Origin of the sequence: Desulfolithobacter dissulfuricans (genome assembly GCF_025998535.1) — a bacterium.
GTDB lineage: Bacteria > Desulfobacterota > Desulfobulbia > Desulfobulbales > Desulfobulbaceae > Desulfolithobacter > Desulfolithobacter dissulfuricans.
Genome location: NZ_AP024233.1, coordinates 241,443 through 259,734 on the forward strand (window position 1 = coordinate 241,443; position 18,292 = coordinate 259,734).

Sequence of the window (18,292 nt, forward strand, 5' to 3'; positions counted from 1 at the left end):
CCTGTTATGCCTGGTTGTTTTCTCCGTACACTTCATCGAGGATGGCCCTGCCGCCCCGGTCGAGCAGTACTTCCGCCAGATTCCGGCCCAGGCTGGCCGCCTCGGACACGGAACCGCTGGCCTGTTCCCTGAGTACGGTCTTGCCGTCCACCGAGGCGATCAGGCCGGTCAGGGTCAGGATGTCACCGTCCACAGTGGCATAGGCACCGATGGGAACCTGGCAGCCACCTTCCAGGCGCAGGAGGAAGGCCCGCTCCGCCGCCACTGCCAGTGCAGTTTCTTCATGGTGGAGAAACTGGAGTCCTTCCAGCAGCTCGCTGTCCGACTCGCGCAGTTCGATACCGAGCGAACCCTGACCGATGGCAGGCAGCATCTCCTCCACGGAGAAGAGCGCAGTGATCCGTTCCTGCATGCCAAGCCGGTTCAGGCCGGCTCCGGCCAGGATGATGGCATCGTACATGCCTTCGTCAAGTTTGCGCAGTCGGGTGTCCAGATTGCCGCGCAGGTCCTTTATTTCCAGGTCCGGCCGCAGACTGGCGAGCTGGGCCTTGCGGCGCAGACTCGAGGTGCCGATGGTCGCACCATGGGGCAACTCGGAAAGAGTTGCGTACTTGACCGAGATAAAGGCGTCCTGGGGCACCTCCCGGACCGGGACGACGGCCACGTGCAACCCGTCGGGCAGGTCGGTGGGGACATCTTTCATGGAGTGCACGGCCAGATCGACCCGCTTTTCGAGCAACGCGTCTTCGATCTCCTTGACAAAGAGCCCCTTGCCGCCCACCTTGGCCAAGGGCACGTCGAGGATCTTGTCGCCCTTGGTAGTGATCTTGACCAGCTCGACACTGGTGCCGGGGTGATGTGCTTCGATCTGGTTCTTGACCCAGGTGGACTGGGTGACAGCCAGCAGGCTGGCCCGTGTACCGATTTTGATTGTCTGTTTCATGGGAAGATGGAACTCTTGCGATAGGTCGTTAATCTGGTGAGGTTTGCGTATCAGTAGTTGTTTATAAACCACGAAGAACACGAAGGGCACGAAGAAAAAAAGAAAAAAGAAAAATCGTGTTGCTCGTGGTTTTCGTGGTGCCGGTACCTGTTACATCCCTGGTGGTCAGGTCCGGATCCGGTGTGTTCAGCGCTTTTTTTTGTTTTCGGATTGCTGCGTGGAGCAAAAAGACGATCCGGGGGAACCAGTGTAAAAGAAAAGAAGCCGCTTTCAAACTGAAAAAAGCGTTTTCATGCCTTGCGACATGAAAACGCTTTTTGTTGCTCGGGCAACCGTGAAAAAGAGTTGCTACGTTGTTTTGAACATCCTGTTACGGCAGTTCTTTCAGGATGGACTCGGAAACTTCCTTGATGTTCTTGGAGCCGTCCACGGAAATAACCTTGACGTCACCCTTGTTCTTGAAGTAGTTGACTGCGGCCATGGTGCCGGTCTTGTCGTCGTAGTAGATGTCGTGGCGCTTGTTGATGGCCTCTTCGTCCTGGTCATCGGCCCGGGTGGAGAGCTCGCCGCCGCAGACCCGGCAGACCAGCTTGCCGTCCTTTTCCACCGGCTTGATGGCCTCGAAGGCGATATGGTTGGGATGGTTGTTGTCGTTGGCACAGAGGCGGCGGCCCATGATGCGCTCCTTGGCCACTTCACGCGGCAGAACAATCTCGATCACGTAGTCGAGCTTCATGCCGGACTCCTGCAGGGCCTTGTCCAGGGCCTCGGCCTGGGCCAGGGAGCGGGGGAAGCCATCCAGCAGCCAGCCCTGATCCTTGTACTTGCCCAGTGTTTCCAGGACCATGGGGATGGTGATATCATCGGGAACCAGGTCGCCGCGCTCGATGTATTCCTTGGCCTTCTTGCCAAGCTCGGTCCCGCCCTTGATATGCTCGCGGAAAATGGCACCGGATTCGATATGGGCCAGGCCATACTTATCCTTGATAATAGCGCCCTGGGTGCCCTTGCCACTGCCGTTCGGTCCAAAAGCCAGAATGTTCATATCTGTCTCCTTGTGTTGGGTTAGAAAGAAGATGACCTTGTAACTTTATGATATGACAGGAGATGAAGGGTGCGGTGAAATGAATGACCCCTCATTAACCGGGAAACTATACCGTAACTTGGCCGTTTAAGCTATGAAAATATGTCCCTGGTCCGGGGTCGGGAAACGGTTGATTTGCGGATCTATTCACGGGGTCGGGATCCTCTGGGGCCTGCCATACTTTTTGACAACTTGGGGTAAAGAGGGTAGAAATGGCCGAATATGGTGCGGAACAACCGTTAACTGGTGCCTGGCCAGAAATGGTATTTTCGCCCGATCTCTGCGTTATGCTCAAAAAATAATGCTCGGAATATTACACATATGCCTGCGCTTATTTTTTTCGCATTCCTCGGAGTCTCCGCTTACCTGATCTCGAACGAAAATCCTCATTTCTGGACAGGCACTACCTGACCCTCAATTTGGGCTGACATATGCTGCACCAGGGAGGACACGAGCTCACGAAGAACACGAACCTCAATTCAGGACGAAGTTTTTTCTCTTCCTGCCCCTCGTGCTCTTCGTGGATTAAAACACAGCTTGGTTACAGGCACTTCATCCAGGACCTAAAAAGTAAAGAATAAAAGAATTTTATCATGAAAGAAATACGCGTAGGACTCATTGGCTTTGGTACTGTCGGCAGCGGGCTGGCCGAAGTACTGCTCGCCCAGCAGGAACGGTTGGAAAAGCGTTCCGGGCTTCGCATCCGGTTGGCCAAGGTGGCTGACATCAACATCTCCGAGATGCCACCCCAGTTTGGCGACGTGGCCCTGACAAACGATGCCGCCGATCTGATAGGTGATCCGGAAATCGATATCGTGGTCGAACTCATCGGCGGGATCCAGCCGGCAAAGACCTTTGTCATGAATGCCATCGCGGCCGGAAAACACGTGGTGACCGCCAACAAGGCCCTGCTCTCCCAGGAAGGCCGTGATATCTTTGCCGCCGCGGCCCGTCATGGAGTGGAAGTAGGCTTCGAGGCCAGTGTCGGCGGCGGTATCCCGGTGATCAAGGCCCTGCGCGAGGGATTGGTTGCCAATAAAATTCTCTCGATCATGGGCATCATGAACGGGACCGCCAACTACATCCTTACCCGGATGACCGATGAGGGTATTCCTTTTGACGAGGTGCTCAGAGACGCCCAGCAGCAGGGTTTTGCCGAGGCCGATCCCACCTATGATGTGGAGGGGATCGACACGGCCCACAAGCTGGCCATCCTCATGACCATGGCCTATGGGATGAATATCACCCACAACGATATCGCCACCGAGGGTATTTCCCGGATCGAACCGGTGGATATCGAGTTTGCCCGCGAGTTCGGCTGCAGGATCAAACTTCTGGCCATCAGCCGTAATCACGGCGATCACGTGGAGGCCCGGGTTCATGCGACCATGGTCCCGGAGCGTCACCTGCTGGCCAGTATCAGCGGCGCCTTCAACGCGATCCATTTCACCGGCGACATGGTAGGCAACGTTCTGCTCTACGGGCTCGGAGCCGGCAAGATGCCTACCGGTTCGGCCGTGGCTGCGGATATCGTCGATATCGCCCGTAATATCGCCACAGGTTCTGTCGGCCGGGTGCCGCCGCTTTCCTATCTCCCCGAGGAGATCAGCGACCGGAAAATAACCCCCATGGAGGAACTCTCCTGTCCCTATTACTTCCGTATCTCCGCCGTGGACAAGCCCGGGGTCCTCTCGGCCGTTTCGGGCATCCTCAGTCAGCATGATATTTCCATCGAGTCGGTGATCCAGAAGGGGCGCAAGCAGAGCGGCCCGGTATCCATTGTCATGCGAACCCATACCGCCCTGGAGTCCTCGGTGAGCAAGGCCCTGGCTGAAATCGACGCCCTGGACGTGGTGGCCGCGCCCACGGTCAAGATCCGGATTCTGGAAGAGGACGAATAGGGTCGTGAAATATATTCTGCTGGTCGGCGACGGCATGGGCGATACCCCGGTTCCGTCGCTGGCCGATACAACTCCGCTGGAAGTGGCCCGCAAGCCGGCCATCGACGCCCTGGCCCGCCGGTCCAGGCCCCTGCTGGTGCAGACCGTGCCGGAAGGGTATCCACCGGGTAGTGACGTGGCCAACCTCTCCCTGCTCGGTTATGCTCCCGAGCGCTATTATACCGGTCGGGCCCCCCTGGAAGCCGCCTCCATGGGAGTGGAAATCGAGCCCGGGGCCGTGGCTTTCCGCTGCAACCTGGTCACCGTCGAGCGAACCGGCGACGGCCGGATTATCATGCTTGATTACTCGGCCGGTCATATCTCCAGTGACGAGGGTCGGATCCTGATCGAGGCTATTCAGGCCGAATGCGGGACCGACCATTTGAGGTTTCATCCCGGGATCAGCTACCGCCACCTTCTGCTCCGCCAGGGCGAGGTGGACGGCCTGGTCACAGTGCCGCCCCATGATTACCTGGATCAGGACGTGACAGAGTTTTATAACAGGTATGCCACGGTGCCTGATCTGCAGCAGGTCATGGAACAGGCGGCCGCGATCCTGTCGGATCATCCGGTGAACCGTGAACGGGCTCGCCGGGGGCAGCTGGTGGCCAATGGTATCTGGCTCTGGGGCGAGGGTCGAAGCCCGGATATGGAGCCGCTCAGGGAGAAGTACGGCGTTTCCGGCAGCCTGATATCGGCGGTAGATCTGCTCAAGGGACTCGGGGTCTGCAGCGGTCTCAGGGTTCTGGAGGTCGAGGGGGCGACCGGCTATCTGGACACCAACTACCAGGGTAAGGCCCAGGCGGCGCTTGCGGCCCTGGAAGAGGACGATTTTGTCCTGGTGCACGTGGAGGCGCCTGACGAGGCCGGGCACCAGGGCAAGGTAGAGGACAAGGTCCAGGCCATCGAGGACTTTGATAAAAAAATCGTCGCCCCTATTGTCCAGACCATGGAAGAGCGCGGTGAGGACTTCCGGGTGGTGATCACCATGGATCATTACACCCCCCTGGCCCGCCGGACTCACGAAGACTGGCCGGTACCCATGATTATTTATGACTCCAGGGGCGTGTCCAACCCTCTTTCCAGGCCCTACACCGAGGAGAACGTCAAGCGGGCCGTGGCCGAGCGGGGGGAGCAACCGGTCAGCGGGCCGAGGTTCTTCCAGGCTTTTATCGATCCAGGCCAGGAGGCCGACTGATGGCCGGTCTGCAGCTCTCGTTGCAGGAACCGGTGTTCACCACCACCTACCGGGTCATCTACGGGGATACTGATGCCGGCGGGGTGATGTATAACGCCAATTACCTGCGGCTCTTCGAAATCGGTCGGACCGAGATGATGCGTGCCTGGGCCATGCCCTACAGCGAAATAGAGCAGGCCGGGTTCATCCTTCCGGTCACCGAGTCCTATCTCCGCTACAAGGCCCCGGCCCGCTATGATGACCTGCTGATCATCGCCACTTCCCTGGTGGAGCTGAAAAAGGTGTCCTGCCGCTTTACCTACCGGGTCAGCTGCCGGCGGGATGATCGTGAAATTCTCCTGGTCAAGGGGTTCACCAACCATGCCTGCATAACTCGTCAGGGAAAATTGACTCCCTTTCCTCCTGAAATACGGGACAAGATAGAGGGGATCGGGAAAAAAGCCTGTCCTTGAGCAAACGCGGCCTTGACAATCGGCCCGCTTCTGTTAATATTATCGACACGTGACGCGGGGTGGAGCAGTCTGGTAGCTCGTCGGGCTCATAACCCGAAGGTCGGTGGTTCAAATCCGCCCCCCGCTACCAAGTAAAATCAAAGGCTTAGGGAGTGCAGCTCCCTAAGCCTTTTTTGTGTTTGCCCGGCATGGCGGGCAAACCCAGCCTGCGGAACGCAGGCGTCACCCCGACCAGGGGGAAGACAATCCGAATCGCAAGGGCGTTGCTGGCAACGGCAGGGTCTGAAGGAAGCGATAGGAAGTGAGCGGTACATAGCGTAAGTGAACCTGATTCGGCGTCATAGGTGGGTAAGCGTGCACAATAGCGTGAAGCCCGATACCTGGTCAGACCTTTGGCGTGATTGAGGATGGGATTGCTCACCGGGAGTTCGCCTTAACCGGGGAAGCCTCCTAGCGTACTTGCAGTACGAGAGTTAAGGAAGGTTCAAGGAGAGATCCAAGGCCTACCGAAGCGGTGGGAGGTGGCAGATGATTCCGTAGTAGTGATGAAATCCCGGCCGGAGAAGCCTGGTAACAGCGTGGAGGATAAAACCGGGATGACCTGTCAGCGTTGTTTGACAGGGGCTGGTATTTGCCAAAAGCGGTATCAGTTGCGAAGGGATGAAGTTTATTTGAAGGTTCCCTGAAGATCATGGAGGTCTGGAGTCAGAACACAAGCTGCCCGACGGGGCGGGGCACATTTTCGGCGGTATGCTGTGAGAGGCCGTCTGCTGATTTTGGCCGTTCATCGGAGTAACCTGAACAGTTGAGCGTACATTGCCCATTGGGATAGAAGGCGCTCTCATTTGGGTGAAGACCCGGGGATTCCAGGCAGAAGTGGAGGGATGGGGACGCAGGACAGGAGCATGGTTGACGTTTGGTACAGTCTGTATGACCGGATGCTGAGCAGGGACGCTCTGCACAAGGCGTTTGGGAAGGTGAGGTCTGCGAAGGGAGCTGCCGGAATAGACGGCCAGTCCATCAAGGACTTTGCCGCATCAGCCGAAGCCAACATCGACTGTCTCCTGAAGGAACTGTGGGAAAAGAGTTACCAGCCACTGGCCGTGCGCCGGGTAGAGATACCCAAGCCAACCGGAGGAGTTCGGTTGCTCGGTATTCCAGCAGTCCGTGACCGTGTAGTGCAGCAGGCACTGCTCGACATTCTCCTGCCGATATTCGATCGGGATTTCCACCCGTCGAGCTATGGCTATCGCCCAGGCCGCAGTTGTCATCAGGCGATATCCAAGGCGACGATGTTTATCCGTGACTACGATCGAAAGTGGGTAGTTGATATGGATCTGTCCAAATGCTTTGACACCTTGGACCATGATCTCATCCTCAGCGCCTTTCGTCGCCGGATCAGGGACGGGAGTATCCTCGGTCTCCTGGAGAAGTTTCTGAAGAGCGGTGTAATGACGGATTCGGGATTTACGGCTAGCGAGATCGGCAGTCCACAGGGCGGCGTGATCAGCCCTCTGATAGCCAATGTGTATCTCGATTCTTTTGATCAATTCATGAAGAATCGTGGCCACCGAATAGTCCGCTATGCGGACGATATCCTGATTCTGTGCCAATCAAAGAAAGCGGCCGAGAATGCTCTTGAGCAGGCACGGCACTATCTTGAAGGAGAATTGCTGCTGACTGTCAACCGTGAAAAGACCCATATCTGCCACAGCAGTCGGGGCGTAAACTTTCTGGGAGTATCCGTATGCTCTCAGTATACGCAAATCCAGCGAGGCAAGATTAAGTCTTTCAAGGCAAAGGTCAAGGCAATGACCCGGCGTAATTCCCCGGTGAATCTTGAGAAAGTGATTGCAGATCTCAATCCGCTCTTGAGGGGATTTGCCAACTACTTCCGGATAGCGAACTGCACAGGAGAATTTTCAAGGCTGATGAGATGGATTCGGAGAAGACTGCGAGCCATCCAGCTGAAATTGTGGAAGAAGCCCAATCGGCTTCACCGCAGGCTGAGGCAGCTTGGATACAGGGGGAAGTTTGATGCGATCAAAATGAACTCCTGGGCCAATGCGGCAAGTCCTTTGAGCCATTATGCCCTGCCCAACGGATATTTACACCGGGGCTTGGGTCTCTTTGATCTTGGTGCTGTATCTACTGGAATCTCTGTTTCAATATGAAGGAAAATAAACAGGAGCCGTATACGAGACCCGTACGTACGGTTCTGTGAGAGGGATGAGGCAAGCGTAATTAACTTGCCTCACCCTACTCGATTTTATTCTGTTCTTATTACCACTGAAATTCAGCCATCGATGGATGAAGGTGTCGGGGCTTGCTTGTTGCACGGGTGTCTGTGGCCTGGATGGCCACAGTCAAGCCCCCAGGGACGGGTTTATGGCGTCCCCGTGAAACAAGCGAGGCCCGACACCGGTTTCAATGCCAAAAATTGATGGTAATCACATTTTTTTAAGGCTTTTTAGCGGATGTGGATGGTCATCAGTTTGCCGGTGTCCGGGTCTTTGCAGCGGATTTCCGCCCTGACCCTCTCGGGTGCTATGGGGGTTTTCAGCTTGAGACGGATGGTCAGCTCTCCTGGTTTCAGGCCCCGGAACAGCCAGCGAACGGTGCCCTTTTTGTGGTTATACTTCTTGAAGGCAGGGTTGGAGGAGGCAATCTCGGTCCCCGCCGGCAGGTGCTGGATGACGATCAGGCTGGCCGGGGCGGGCGGCTTGACAGTCAGCTGCAGGGTCAGCCCGGTGGAGGTACGGGTCAGGTACTTGCCGGTGATGACTCCCAGGGCCCAACTCCGGGATGCTGAAATCAGCAGGAGCAGGATGGTGACGGCTACCAGGGGTGCCAACCGTTTTCCGTGGTCGGTCATGGGGGCTCTCCTTAGCGTGATCATAGCGTGTTCTTCCCGATCTATGGCAGGACCTCGATGGCCCTGGTTTCCTGGTTCCAGCGGTATCCCGATCCCATCCACATCTCCTCGATCCTGTCCAGATCCAGGCCGGGAAGTTCGCCGTACCGGTCATACACTTCCAGAATCTCGTCGTCACTGATAACGTAGTCTCCGTTGGTGTCCGCCCAGTGGACCGGTTTCAGGACCATGGTGTCGTTGCCACCGGTGGCAACCTTCTGCTTGCTTTCCTGGCGGATGGCGACGTCGCCCCTGAACAGGAGTCGGGTTTCATAGGGACCCCGGGCTCGGGCCAGGTAGCCGCTATGCTTGGGGCCGTTGTCTTTCTTGTGGAGCCATTTCAATACATTGCCCGAGAGAATGGTGGCCTTGGGCATGGTCTGCAGGACCTCGACCCCCTCGGGTAGAACTTCGCGGACCAGGAAGGTCCGGTCGTCGCCGGTGGAGACTTTGATCACCACCGGGAAAGGCAGGCCCGGGGCACAGGCAGCAGGCAGGAGCCGGGTGGCCTGGATATCGGCCTTTCCCATATTCTCGGTATCGGGACGAAGAAAGGTCACGCCAAGCAGAAGAAGCATCAGGAGCCCGGCCGTAGCGAGCAGCGACCTGCCGGTGGGCAGGGAACCACCGGTCGCTTTCGGTGCCTCTGAAGAAGAGGTGTCCGGCTGCTGAATGTCCTTGCGCTCCCGGGATTCCAGGATCTCGTCCAGTTCGACTCCGAGTACCTCGGCCAGTCGGATACCGTTTTCCCTTTTGATGGTTGGGGAACGGTTGTTCTCCCAGCGCGAGATGGTGTCCGTGGTCACCCCGACACTGGTGGCCACGTAGAGCTGGGTCAGCCCCTGGGCTTCACGCAGCTGACGGATACGTGTCCCGTCGATACGGATCATGGGGATGCCCCCACTGGGTTTATCCTGTCTGGCCATGGTCTGCTGGATGCGCTCCAGGAAAGAGAAATGTTTCAGGGTTCTGTCTGATAATACGCCCTCCCGCAGCTCTTGAAAACCCTTTTCTGTTTTTCCGGGCTGGTTAGAGGTGTCCAGGTAACCTGCTGAAAAAACAGGCATGACGACCCGACATCGACCTGTATATAACCCCGTTTGCCCCCATGTCGTCTTTTTCCCCGACCCCGGGTGGTCTACAGTGTCAGGCAAGGGAGGGGGAAATGGTTCCTCTTTTCCGGAGTGCTGAATGGTGAGGATTGAAAACAGGAAACAGAAGAACAAAAACAAGAAAAGCGTATGGAGGTACTGATGAAAAAAAAGATGCAGATGCTCATGGCAGCGGTTGCTATGGTCGCCCTGGCAGGAACCAGTGTCCTGGCCGCGACCGGCAAGTGCACGGTGACCGAGATCAAGAAGAACGTGGTTGTCCTGGATTGCGGCAAAAGTGCAGCCAAGTTCAAGGTGAATGACAAGGTCAAGATCAAGACAATCAAGAAAAAGGCCATCGAAGGATGTTGAGGATGGCCACCTGATGACAGATCAGGAATAAGAGCCTCAAGGCCGCCTGGCCGGCCCGGAGGCTCCCCAGTTGCGAACAGGACCGGTTTGGAATTTCTGAACCGGTCCTTTTTTTGTCCTGCGGATAAACCAGCATGGCCGGACCAGGTAAGCGACCGAAGGGAGACTCCGGGTAAGCGACCGAAGGGAGACTCCGGGTTTCGGCACTGTCCAGCCACAACAGATAGCGAAGACTTCGAACCATGAAACTCACCCAGACAACACCAGGCCCCGGGGTGATTTTCGGATAAAAGTCCTGTCCAGGGGGAAGGAGAGGGGAGCATGGACGGGTTATCTGCCTGGCGGCAAGGCGCCAGGGGCCGGTGTCTGGACAACGAAAAAAGTCAGGTCGGGCCACGTGATCATTGTCGAGACTCCTGCTTTTGGGTAAGCTGGAACCTGCGGTACCCCTGCGTGCGGGGGTGATGGGTCGGAGATAATCGGCGCGGGAGAGGAGATCTTTGTTTGACGAGATGCTTGCAGGGCTTGGGCAGGGCCGGTGGCCGGACCTGGACATGCTTGTCCGGCGCTTTGACGTTGCCATGACCAAGAAGCTCGGGGTGGTCCGGCTGCCGCCCGCCTTCTGGATGAGTGATCCCAAGATCAACCCGAATACGAATCATCTTGTCTGGGCATCGTTTGTCCTGGGAGATCGCCAGCGCTGTGACCTGGCCCTGTCTGCTCTGGCCGTGGAGGAGCAGGTGCGCAGGGCCACAGATTTTGATCTGGATGATGCTCTGCACCGGTTGCTGGCCGAACTTCTTGCCCTGGTTCCCGATACGGCCCTGGGGCAACGGCTGCTGGCAAATGTCGTCCGCATGTACCCTGACCGGAAAGATCCCCTTCAGCTAGCCGGCATGGCTGGACCAGACGTGGCCAGTCACAACGAAGCATGAAAGGGAAATCGATGAACAGCGGCGAAACGACATGCGTCTGACTCCTTTCATATAACCTCCATCTCAGGACACTGGTCGTGATTAACGTAACCCTTGGTATAGCCATCCTGCTCGCCGTCGGGCTGCTGTCTGCCAAGTTCTTTCAGCTCCTGCGCCTGCCGTCGGTCACCGGTTTTATCCTGGCCGGACTGGCGCTCGGGCCGTCCTCGCTGGGCTGGATTACCGCCGAGACCATTGGTCATAACCTCAGCCACTTCACCGAGATCGCCCTGATGCTCATCGCCTTCGGTATCGGTGAGCATGTGGAGCTGCGCAAGCTGGGCTCGGTGGCCAGGGACGTGGGCTGGATCTCAGTGGTGCAGGCCCTGGCGGCCTTTGTCCTGGTGGTTGCCGGAACCTTCTTCACGGTCCGGCTGGTGTCGCCAACGCCTGGAACGGTGACCGACGCCATGGTTCTGGCCCTGCTGCTCGGGGCGGTGGCAGTGGCCACTGCTCCGGCCGCTATTCTCCACGTGGTGCGGGAAACCGGGGCCCGGGGGCCGCTGACATCCACTCTCATGGCCGTGGTGGCTGTGGACGACGGGCTGGCCATCATGATTTTCGGCATGGCCATGTCCGCCGCCCACCAGCTGGTGGGACCGGGTGAAGTATCGCCCTACGTGGCACTCCTTCTGTCTGTCTATGAAATCTGCGCCTCGCTGGTTATCGGGGTGGTGACCGGTTTCCTGATCGACTTTGCCCTGCACAAGCTGCATAACCGGGGGGAGATGCTCACCGGTGGGCTGGCCCTGCTCCTGCTCTGCGGGGAGTTGACCCGGATGCTGCACCTGTCGCCGCTGCTGGCCGGGATGGCGGCCGGCTTCACCATCATCAACCGGGCTGAGCGGGACGAGCGACTGTTCAGGACCCTCAACGCTTTTGAACCACCAATCTATGTCCTGTTCTTCACCCTGGCCGGGGCCCACCTGGATCTGGGGGCCCTGAAGCTGGCCGGCTGGGTGGGACTGGCCTATTTCATCTCCCGGGTTCTTGGAAAATATCTGGGCACTCTGCTTGGTGGCTACATATCCGGTGCCTCGCCGGTGGTCAGGAACTATCTGGGACTCTCCCTGATTCCCCAGGCCGGGGTCGCCATCGGTCTGGTGTTCATGATCAGCAGCGATCCACAGCTCGGTAGCTGGTCCTCGATCATTACTCCCGTGGTGCTGGCCAGCGTCGTGCTTTCCGAGCTCATTGGGCCGCTCCTGGTCCATATTAACCTGCTCAAGGGTGGAGAGATAGCCGAGTCAGAAGGGGAGCCCGGCTGCGAGGGCCGCAAGGGGATCGCCTGCAGGCTCTGGCTCCGCAGTCCCGAGGGCATCCGGCTGGCACCATGGCCCTGGGAGAAACTTCACCCTGCGGCCAATCCCCAGGGAGTGGTGGTGTTCGGGGCCTACCATTTTGCCACCGTCCGCGGTCTGGCCCGCATTGCCACCATCCTGGCCCACCATTACCATGCCCTGCCGCTGTCGGTTCGGATTCTGGACAAGCGTGAGCGGGGCAAGTTCTCCGAGGAGGAGCTGGGGGCCATGTTCCTGCCGGAGAAAGACGAGGCCGCAAGCCTGGGCTATCCCCTGCGGACCGAGGTCATCTATGACAGCCCGGCCTCCGGGCTGGTGGCGGCAGCGGAATACAACAATGCCCGGGCCGTGGTCCTGGGTTATCCGCGCGGGCACAAGACCTATGCCTTACGGAAGGTGGTGGACCAGGTGGCGGCCAATGTCCTCTGTCCGGTGGTGACGGTTCATTTCGTCGGAACCCTGGTCTGTGAGCGGATTCTGGTGCCCTTTCTCTTTTTCGAGGAGCTTGAGGAACTCCTGCCGGTGGTCGAGGCCGTGGCCACAGTCGGACATTCCCGGGTCACCTTCCTTCATCTCCTCCATCTCGACAGTTCCAGGGAGGAGATAGAGGCCAGTGAGCGTCGACTGGAGCAGTGGCTGGAGGAAAATTTCTTTGATGTCCAGACCCGGTTCCGGGTGGAGGCGGCCGAGTCCCGGCTGGAATCGATCCTCCAGGAATCCGCGTATCACGACTTCATTGTCATGGCCGCTGCCCGGCGAACCGGAATTAAACGGCTGTTTTTCGGGTCCCTGGCCGATGCCGTGGCCCGCAACTGTCAACATCCCGTGTTCGTGGTCCATGCTCCGGACCGGCGTCTGCTCGAAGCGGCAACCCTGCCGGAGTCTGCATGAAGTCCCCTGTTGTAGCGGTGATCGGCGGTGGTCCGGCCGGGCTCATGGCTGCCGGCCAGGCGGCCTCCTGCGGGGCCGCGGTGGTGCTGCTTGAAAAGATGCCGACTCCCGGCCGCAAACTCTGTATCACCGGCAAGGGGCGCTGCAATATCACAAACGTTGCCGAGCTCCCCGATTTTCTGGAACATTTCGGTGCAGGCGGCCGTTTTCTGCACCAGCCATTCGCCCGCTTTTTCACCCCGGCACTCCTTGCCTTTTTTGAAAACCTGGGGCTGCCGGTGGTGGTGGAGCGCGGTGGCCGGGTCTTTCCGCAAAGCGGGCAGGCCCGGGATGTCCTTCGGATCCTGCAGGGCTGGGTGCATCGGGCCGGGGTCAGGGTTCGGACCGGGGCTCCGGTTTCCCGCCTGCGGATTCGCGGGCAGCGGGTCATCGGTGTGGTCCTGGACAACGGAGAAAAAGTCTCCTGTGATGCGGTGGTGATCGCCACCGGTGGAGCCTCCTACCCGGGTACCGGCTCCACCGGGGATGGCTACCGGCTGGCCCGGGATACCGGTCACCTGCTGGTCGCACCCCGGCCGGCCCTGGTGCCACTGGAGACAGAGATGGATACCACACCCCTGGCCGGACTGTCACTTCGCAATGTCCAGGTCCGGCTGCTGGTCAAGGGGAAAAAGAAGCGCCAGCTTTTTGGCGAGATGGCCTTCACACGGTCGGGCGTTTCGGGTCCGGTGATTCTGACCCTGAGCGGCGCGGCGGTGGACGGGCTCCGGGCGGGGCAGCAGGTCAGTCTGGTGGTGGATCTGAAGCCGGCCCTGGACGAGCCGCGGCTGGATGCCCGACTGCTGAGGGATTTCTCGGCCCGGGCCCGGGAGCCGCTCTCCAGTGTTCTTCGCGGTCTGCTGCCGCGGGAACTGGTTGGAATCTGTCTCGCACAGACCGGGCTTGTCCCGGAAAAACCAGCGGCCCAGGTGCGGGCCAAGGAGCGCCGCCGGCTCAAGAGCTGGCTCAAGAACTTTCGCCTGGAGATCAGTGGCTATCGGCCCCTGAAAGAGGCCATTGTCACGGCCGGCGGAGTGGATACGCGCGAGGCGGATCCCCGGACCATGCAGTCAAAACGGGTGGCCGGGCTCTATTTTGCCGGTGAGGTGCTCGATATCCAGGGCGACACCGGGGGCTATAACCTGCAGGCGGCCTTTTCCACCGGCTGGCTGGCCGGGCGCTCGGCGGCCGGGACAACGGGGTGACCATGTTTCTGCCGACCACCGAAAAAGAACTTCGCCAGTTGGGCTGGGACCGGCCCGATATTATCCTGGTCACCGGCGATGCCTATATCGACTCGCCCTTTATCGGCGTGGCCCTGGTGGGCAAGATCCTCATGGCGGCCGGATACCGGGTGGCAGTGATCGCCCAGCCCGAGGTGGACTCGGGCCGCGATATAACCAGGTTGGGAGAGCCGAGGTTGTTCTGGGGCGTATCCGGCGGCTGCATCGACTCCATGGTGGCCAACCGTACAGCCACCGGCAAGCGACGACACCGGGATGACTACACCCCGGGCGGTGCCAATACCCGCCGCCCCGACCGGGCCGTCATTGTCTATGCCAACCTGATCCGTTCTCATTTCAAAAATACCTGTCCCATTGTCCTGGGTGGAATTGAGGCCAGCCTGCGCCGGATTGCCCATTACGACTACTGGTCCAGCAAGGTGCGCCGTTCCGTTCTTTTTGACGCAAAGGCGGATTATTTGCTCTACGGTATGGCGGACCGCTCAATAGTGGAACTGGCTGACGTATTGCAAAGCGGCAGGGATCCGCGGGCGATCCGTGGTCTCTGCTATGCTGCCGCCAGGCCGCCGGAGGAGTGCCTGGTTCTGCCATCGTTTCAGGAGACGGCGCAAAGCAAAACAGGCTTCCTCCGAATGTTTGAGCTGTTTTACCAGAACAATGATCCGGTAACCGCCCGGCCCCTGGCCCAGCAGCAGGATTCACGATTCCTGGTCCAGAATCCGCCTGCGCCGTATCTGAGCACCGAGGAACTCGACCAGGTACATGCGCTTCCGTTCGAACGGGAGCTGCATCCCTGGTATCGCCGGTTCGGGGAGGTTCGGGCTCTGGAAACCATCCGTTTTGCCATAACCACCCACCGGGGCTGCTACGGCGAGTGTAATTTCTGCGCCATTGCCGTGCACCAGGGACGAACCGTGCGTTGGCGCAGCCAGGAATCCATCCTGGCCGAGGCCCGGGATATCGCGGCCCATCCGCGGTTCAAGGGGGTCATTCAGGACGTGGGCGGGCCCACGGCCAACATGTATGGCTTTGAATGTCGTCGTAAACGCACAAAAGGATGTTGCCAGGACAAAAGGTGCCTGTATCCGGAGCCGTGCCCGGCGCTCGGTATCGATCACCGGCCCCAGGTCGAGCTTTTGCGCAGGCTCCGCCAAATCCCGGGAGTTCGCAAGGTGGTGGTGGCCTCGGGGGTCCGTTATGACATGATTCTGGCCGACCGGAAGCATGGGCGGGAATATCTGCGCCAGCTGGTCCGGCACCACATCTCCGGGCAGATGAAGGTAGCACCCGAGCATTGCGTGGACAAAGTGCTCGACTGCATGGGCAAGCCGGGCACCGGGAGCCTGCTGCGTTTTCGTGAGCTCTTTTACCAGCTCACCGAAAAAGAGGGGCTGCCGCAGTTTCTCACCTACTACATCATTGCCGCCCATCCCGGCTGCACCCGGGAAGACATGGCGGCCCTCAAACGGTTTGCCCGCGAGAAGCTCAAGCTGATTCCGCGCCAGGTTCAGGTGTTCACGCCCACCCCCTCCACCTGGTCCACCCTGATGTACTGGACCGGGAAAAACCCCTTCACCGGCACGCCCTGTTTTGTCGAACGGACCGCTGCCGGCCGGGAGAAGCAGAAACAGGTGCTGATTTCCGCCCTGGTTGACAGGAAGCAGGCTCCCGGGGACAGGGAGCGAGCAAAAAAACCGGCCCGCTCCGGGAGGCGTGGTCGAAAAGGGCGCCGGGGCGGAAAAACCGGCTCCAACTTGTGACAATCAGCAGGAGGAGAGAAAAATGCCCCATTTTGGACTCATGGACGAAGGTGAGATGATTCCCCGGGACGCCGCCCTCCTTCGGGCCCGGCTCCACGTGCGTTGCGGCCGACGCCGGCTTTTTGAGGGGAAGTTGCCGGAGGCGGTGGCCACCCTCTACGACGGTCTGCTGGCCGCCATGCGTTGGTACGCGCTCACCGACGGGGAGGTGCACCGCCAGATCCACACCCGGGGAGACAGACTGCTTGAAGACGATGTGGAATTGCAGAAACTCCTGCTGGAGCATGGGGCCTGGGATGATGTATTGGATTTTCAGGGGTTGCGCTCCCTGGTCGACGATGCCATGGAGGGGCGGCTGGCCGATTTTGACCGCCACCGTCTCATGGAGCAGATAGAAGCGGTCTTGACCCGGCTCGGGGTCCTGCCCTTTGACGAGGATGCTCTGCCGCCGGAGGATCCAGAGACCCTGTAGGAGCAGTCCGCCCGGGCTGCAACGAAGGAAAACCCAGATAAGAGAGGTGAACTATGGCCAAGGTAACATTCAAGGGAAACCCGGTGCACACGGTTGGTGACCTGCCGCAACTGGGGGATTTGGCGCCGGATTTTCTTCTCACCCGGACAGATCTCAGTGATGTCACTCTGCAGGATTTTGGTGGCAGGCGGGTGGTGCTTAATATCTTTCCCAGTGTGGACACACCGGTGTGCGCCACCACGGTGCGCCGTTTCAATGCCGAGATCAATACCATCGACAACGCGGTCTGTCTCTGTGTTTCGCTCGATCTGCCCTTTGCCCATGCCCGTTTCTGCGGTGCCGAAGGGCTTGACGATGTGATTTCGCTCTCCGAGCTGAGGAACCGGGATTTTGGTGATGCCTATGGGGTGCGGATCGCCGAAGGCCCGCTGGCCGGGTTGCTGGCCCGGGCTGTGGTGGTGCTCGACGGGTCTGGCCGCGTGCTCCACCGCGAGCTGGTGGCCGAGATCACCGACGAACCGGATTACGAGGCCGCCCTGTCCGTACTGCGGCAGTAATAACCCGGCTGGCCAGGGTCGTCATCGGCAGGGGCAGGCCTCAGGTTCTGGTCAGCAGGAAGTAGAACAGAACGGCCAGCCCCTCGATGGCCGCCAGGATACCGATGCCGATCAGGAGCTTCTGGCGGAAGCTGCGCGGTTCCCTGCGGGGAATGGGTTCCTGTTCGTCGTGCTGCCTGTCCTGTCTGGTCATGGCTGCTGGCTTTTCTTTTGAGATTACCATCAATCTTTGGCATTGAAACCGGTGTCGGCCTCGCTTGTTTCACGGGACGCCATAAACCCGTCCCTGGGGGCTTGACTGTGGCCATCCAGGCCACAGACACCCGTGCAACAAGCGAGGCCGACACCTTCATCCATCGCTGGCTGAATTTCAGTGGTAATCAGATGTTCTTTTTTTCCGGTAGACGATGGTGGGGCAGGGCGGATTTTTTATTTTTCAGCCTCTTTCTGCTGCGCCGCCACCTGGGCCCGGACCTGCTTGATGATATCAGACACCAGGGCGCCGGACGGGCCCTTGGCCATGGGATTGATCCGCACCAGCTCCTCCCAGACCGCCAGTGCTCCGTCCACGTCCTGGAAGTCATTTATCAGGATGACGCCCTTGTTGAACAGGGCCTGTTCGTGGCGGGGGTTGATTTTCAGGGCCCGATCCAGGGTGGCGATGGCCTCTTCTGGTTGCTTGTTGCGCCGGTACATGACGGCCAGATCGGTGAGAACATTGGTGTCTCCCGGCTGCAGTTCCAGGGCCTTGTTGTAGGCCCGGATGGCTTTGGCCGGCTGGTTCGAGTCAAAATAGGCGTGGCCGAGCTGGACCCAGGCGGCCACGTTGTCCGGGTTGTTCTTTGTCTCCTGTTCCAGTGAGGCGATGGCCCGGGTCATGTCGGGGTCTCCGGCGTTCTGACTGGTGGGCGGATGATTATGGCCTGCCGGCGGGGCATTGAAGACAGAGTAGACAACCCCGCTGAGAAAACCGGCAAACAGGGCAATGGAAACCGAGATGAGCAGCGTCTGGAGGGTATATTTCTTTTCAGAGGCCATGATGCTCCTTGGGTTGAGGCGT

17 protein-coding genes and 1 tRNA gene are annotated in these 18,292 nt (G+C 59.1%); 12 read left to right on the forward strand and 6 right to left on the reverse strand.

All coding sequences use genetic code 11. The annotated features are described in order from the left end of the window. Positions 1–4: 4 nt before the first annotated feature. Positions 5–943, reverse strand: a complete 939-nt coding sequence (gene hemC / locus GF1_RS01050; RefSeq protein ID WP_267927774.1) for a hydroxymethylbilane synthase — start codon at positions 941–943, stop codon at positions 5–7. Between the two features lie 370 nt (positions 944–1,313). Further along, the gene (locus tag GF1_RS01055) at positions 1,314–1,988 is read right to left on the reverse strand and encodes an adenylate kinase (RefSeq protein ID WP_267927775.1); all 675 of its coding nucleotides are present in this window, start codon (positions 1,986–1,988) and stop codon (positions 1,314–1,316) included. 632 nt (positions 1,989–2,620) lie between these two features. On the opposite strand from GF1_RS01055, the gene GF1_RS01060 reads away from it, so the two are divergent. The 5 genes from GF1_RS01060 to ltrA all read left to right on the forward strand — a co-directional run bounded on the left by GF1_RS01060 (position 2,621) and on the right by ltrA (position 7,791). Further along, on the forward strand, positions 2,621–3,928 hold the full coding sequence (locus GF1_RS01060) for a homoserine dehydrogenase (RefSeq protein WP_267927776.1): 1,308 nt from the start codon (positions 2,621–2,623) through the stop codon (positions 3,926–3,928). A 4-nt stretch (positions 3,929–3,932) separates the two neighbouring features. After that, on the forward strand, positions 3,933–5,165 hold the full coding sequence (locus tag GF1_RS01065; RefSeq protein WP_267927777.1) for a cofactor-independent phosphoglycerate mutase: 1,233 nt from the start codon (positions 3,933–3,935) through the stop codon (positions 5,163–5,165). After that, the gene (locus GF1_RS01070) at positions 5,165–5,617 is read left to right on the forward strand and encodes an acyl-CoA thioesterase (RefSeq protein ID WP_267927778.1); all 453 of its coding nucleotides are present in this window, start codon (positions 5,165–5,167) and stop codon (positions 5,615–5,617) included. Before GF1_RS01065 ends, GF1_RS01070 begins: the two co-directional genes overlap by 1 nt. Positions 5,618–5,670: 53 nt before the next feature. Continuing rightward, positions 5,671–5,747 (forward strand) — tRNA-Met (locus GF1_RS01075). 775 nt (positions 5,748–6,522) lie between these two features. Further along, positions 6,523–7,791 carry a group II intron reverse transcriptase/maturase gene (gene ltrA / locus GF1_RS01080; RefSeq protein ID WP_267926322.1) on the forward strand — a complete coding sequence of 423 codons (1,269 nt, stop codon included), beginning with the start codon at positions 6,523–6,525 and terminating at the stop codon, positions 7,789–7,791. 296 nt (positions 7,792–8,087) lie between these two features. Here ltrA and GF1_RS01085 read toward each other — a convergent pair whose 3' ends face one another. Next, positions 8,088–8,492 carry a hypothetical protein gene (locus GF1_RS01085; protein WP_267927779.1) on the reverse strand — a complete coding sequence of 135 codons (405 nt, stop codon included), beginning with the start codon at positions 8,490–8,492 and terminating at the stop codon, positions 8,088–8,090. A gap of 41 nt (positions 8,493–8,533) precedes the next feature. Beyond that, positions 8,534–9,457 (reverse strand): helix-turn-helix transcriptional regulator, encoded by a 924-nt coding sequence (locus GF1_RS01090; RefSeq protein ID WP_267927780.1) that lies wholly within the window; start codon positions 9,455–9,457, stop codon positions 8,534–8,536. A gap of 327 nt (positions 9,458–9,784) precedes the next feature. Between GF1_RS01090 and GF1_RS01095 the strand changes: the two genes are divergently transcribed. From GF1_RS01095 to tpx, 7 genes are all read left to right on the forward strand, one after another. After that, positions 9,785–9,994: a hypothetical protein gene (locus GF1_RS01095; protein ID WP_267927781.1), complete on the forward strand. Its 210-nt coding sequence runs from the start codon at positions 9,785–9,787 to the stop codon at positions 9,992–9,994. Positions 9,995–10,494: 500 nt separating this feature from the next. Further along, entirely contained in the window at positions 10,495–10,929 is a 435-nt protein-coding gene (locus tag GF1_RS01100; protein ID WP_267927782.1) for a hypothetical protein, read from the forward strand. Positions 10,930–11,006: 77 nt separating this feature from the next. After that, entirely contained in the window at positions 11,007–13,160 is a 2,154-nt protein-coding gene (locus GF1_RS01105) for a cation:proton antiporter domain-containing protein (protein WP_267927783.1), read from the forward strand. Continuing rightward, positions 13,157–14,404, forward strand: a complete 1,248-nt coding sequence (locus tag GF1_RS01110; protein ID WP_267927784.1) for a BaiN/RdsA family NAD(P)/FAD-dependent oxidoreductase — start codon at positions 13,157–13,159, stop codon at positions 14,402–14,404. The genes GF1_RS01105 and GF1_RS01110 overlap by 4 nt, the downstream gene beginning before the upstream one ends. A 2-nt stretch (positions 14,405–14,406) precedes the next feature. Then, complete coding sequence (locus tag GF1_RS01115) at positions 14,407–16,203, forward strand: YgiQ family radical SAM protein (RefSeq protein WP_267929092.1); 1,797 nt, start codon at positions 14,407–14,409, stop codon at positions 16,201–16,203. A 22-nt stretch (positions 16,204–16,225) separates the two neighbouring features. Continuing rightward, positions 16,226–16,675: a hypothetical protein gene (locus GF1_RS01120; protein ID WP_267927785.1), complete on the forward strand. Its 450-nt coding sequence runs from the start codon at positions 16,226–16,228 to the stop codon at positions 16,673–16,675. A 53-nt stretch (positions 16,676–16,728) separates the two neighbouring features. Continuing rightward, the gene (tpx, locus tag GF1_RS01125; protein WP_267927786.1) at positions 16,729–17,232 is read left to right on the forward strand and encodes a thiol peroxidase; all 504 of its coding nucleotides are present in this window, start codon (positions 16,729–16,731) and stop codon (positions 17,230–17,232) included. Positions 17,233–17,272: 40 nt separating this feature from the next. On the opposite strand, the gene GF1_RS01130 is transcribed toward tpx, so the two are convergent. Together GF1_RS01130 and GF1_RS01135 are read right to left on the reverse strand one after the other, a co-directional pair. After that, positions 17,273–17,425, reverse strand: coding sequence for a hypothetical protein (locus GF1_RS01130; RefSeq protein ID WP_267927787.1), 153 nt, complete (start codon positions 17,423–17,425; stop codon positions 17,273–17,275). Between the two features lie 236 nt (positions 17,426–17,661). Next, a complete protein-coding gene (locus GF1_RS01135; protein ID WP_267927788.1) occupies positions 17,662–18,270 on the reverse strand; it encodes a tetratricopeptide repeat protein in 609 nt (202 codons plus the stop codon). Between the last annotated feature and the right edge of the window lie 22 nt (positions 18,271–18,292).

What these genes read in the sequence shown, in the direction of transcription:
- hemC (WP_267927774.1), bottom strand. Translation starts at nt 943, where the DNA reads ATGAAACAGACAATCAAAATCGGTACACGGGCCAGCCTGCTGGCTGTC.
- GF1_RS01055 (WP_267927775.1), bottom strand. Translation starts at nt 1,988, where the DNA reads ATGAACATTCTGGCTTTTGGACCGAACGGCAGTGGCAAGGGCACCCAG.
- GF1_RS01060 (WP_267927776.1), top strand. Translation starts at nt 2,621, where the DNA reads ATGAAAGAAATACGCGTAGGACTCATTGGCTTTGGTACTGTCGGCAGC.
- GF1_RS01070 (WP_267927778.1), top strand. Translation starts at nt 5,165, where the DNA reads ATGGCCGGTCTGCAGCTCTCGTTGCAGGAACCGGTGTTCACCACCACC.
- ltrA (WP_267926322.1), top strand. Translation starts at nt 6,523, where the DNA reads ATGGTTGACGTTTGGTACAGTCTGTATGACCGGATGCTGAGCAGGGAC.
- GF1_RS01085 (WP_267927779.1), bottom strand. Translation starts at nt 8,492, where the DNA reads ATGACCGACCACGGAAAACGGTTGGCACCCCTGGTAGCCGTCACCATC.
- GF1_RS01090 (WP_267927780.1), bottom strand. Translation starts at nt 9,457, where the DNA reads ATGGCCAGACAGGATAAACCCAGTGGGGGCATCCCCATGATCCGTATC.
- GF1_RS01095 (WP_267927781.1), top strand. Translation starts at nt 9,785, where the DNA reads ATGAAAAAAAAGATGCAGATGCTCATGGCAGCGGTTGCTATGGTCGCC.
- GF1_RS01110 (WP_267927784.1), top strand. Translation starts at nt 13,157, where the DNA reads ATGAAGTCCCCTGTTGTAGCGGTGATCGGCGGTGGTCCGGCCGGGCTC.
- GF1_RS01115 (WP_267929092.1), top strand. Translation starts at nt 14,407, where the DNA reads ATGTTTCTGCCGACCACCGAAAAAGAACTTCGCCAGTTGGGCTGGGAC.
- GF1_RS01120 (WP_267927785.1), top strand. Translation starts at nt 16,226, where the DNA reads ATGCCCCATTTTGGACTCATGGACGAAGGTGAGATGATTCCCCGGGAC.
- tpx (WP_267927786.1), top strand. Translation starts at nt 16,729, where the DNA reads ATGGCCAAGGTAACATTCAAGGGAAACCCGGTGCACACGGTTGGTGAC.
- GF1_RS01130 (WP_267927787.1), bottom strand. Translation starts at nt 17,425, where the DNA reads ATGACCAGACAGGACAGGCAGCACGACGAACAGGAACCCATTCCCCGC.
- GF1_RS01135 (WP_267927788.1), bottom strand. Translation starts at nt 18,270, where the DNA reads ATGGCCTCTGAAAAGAAATATACCCTCCAGACGCTGCTCATCTCGGTT.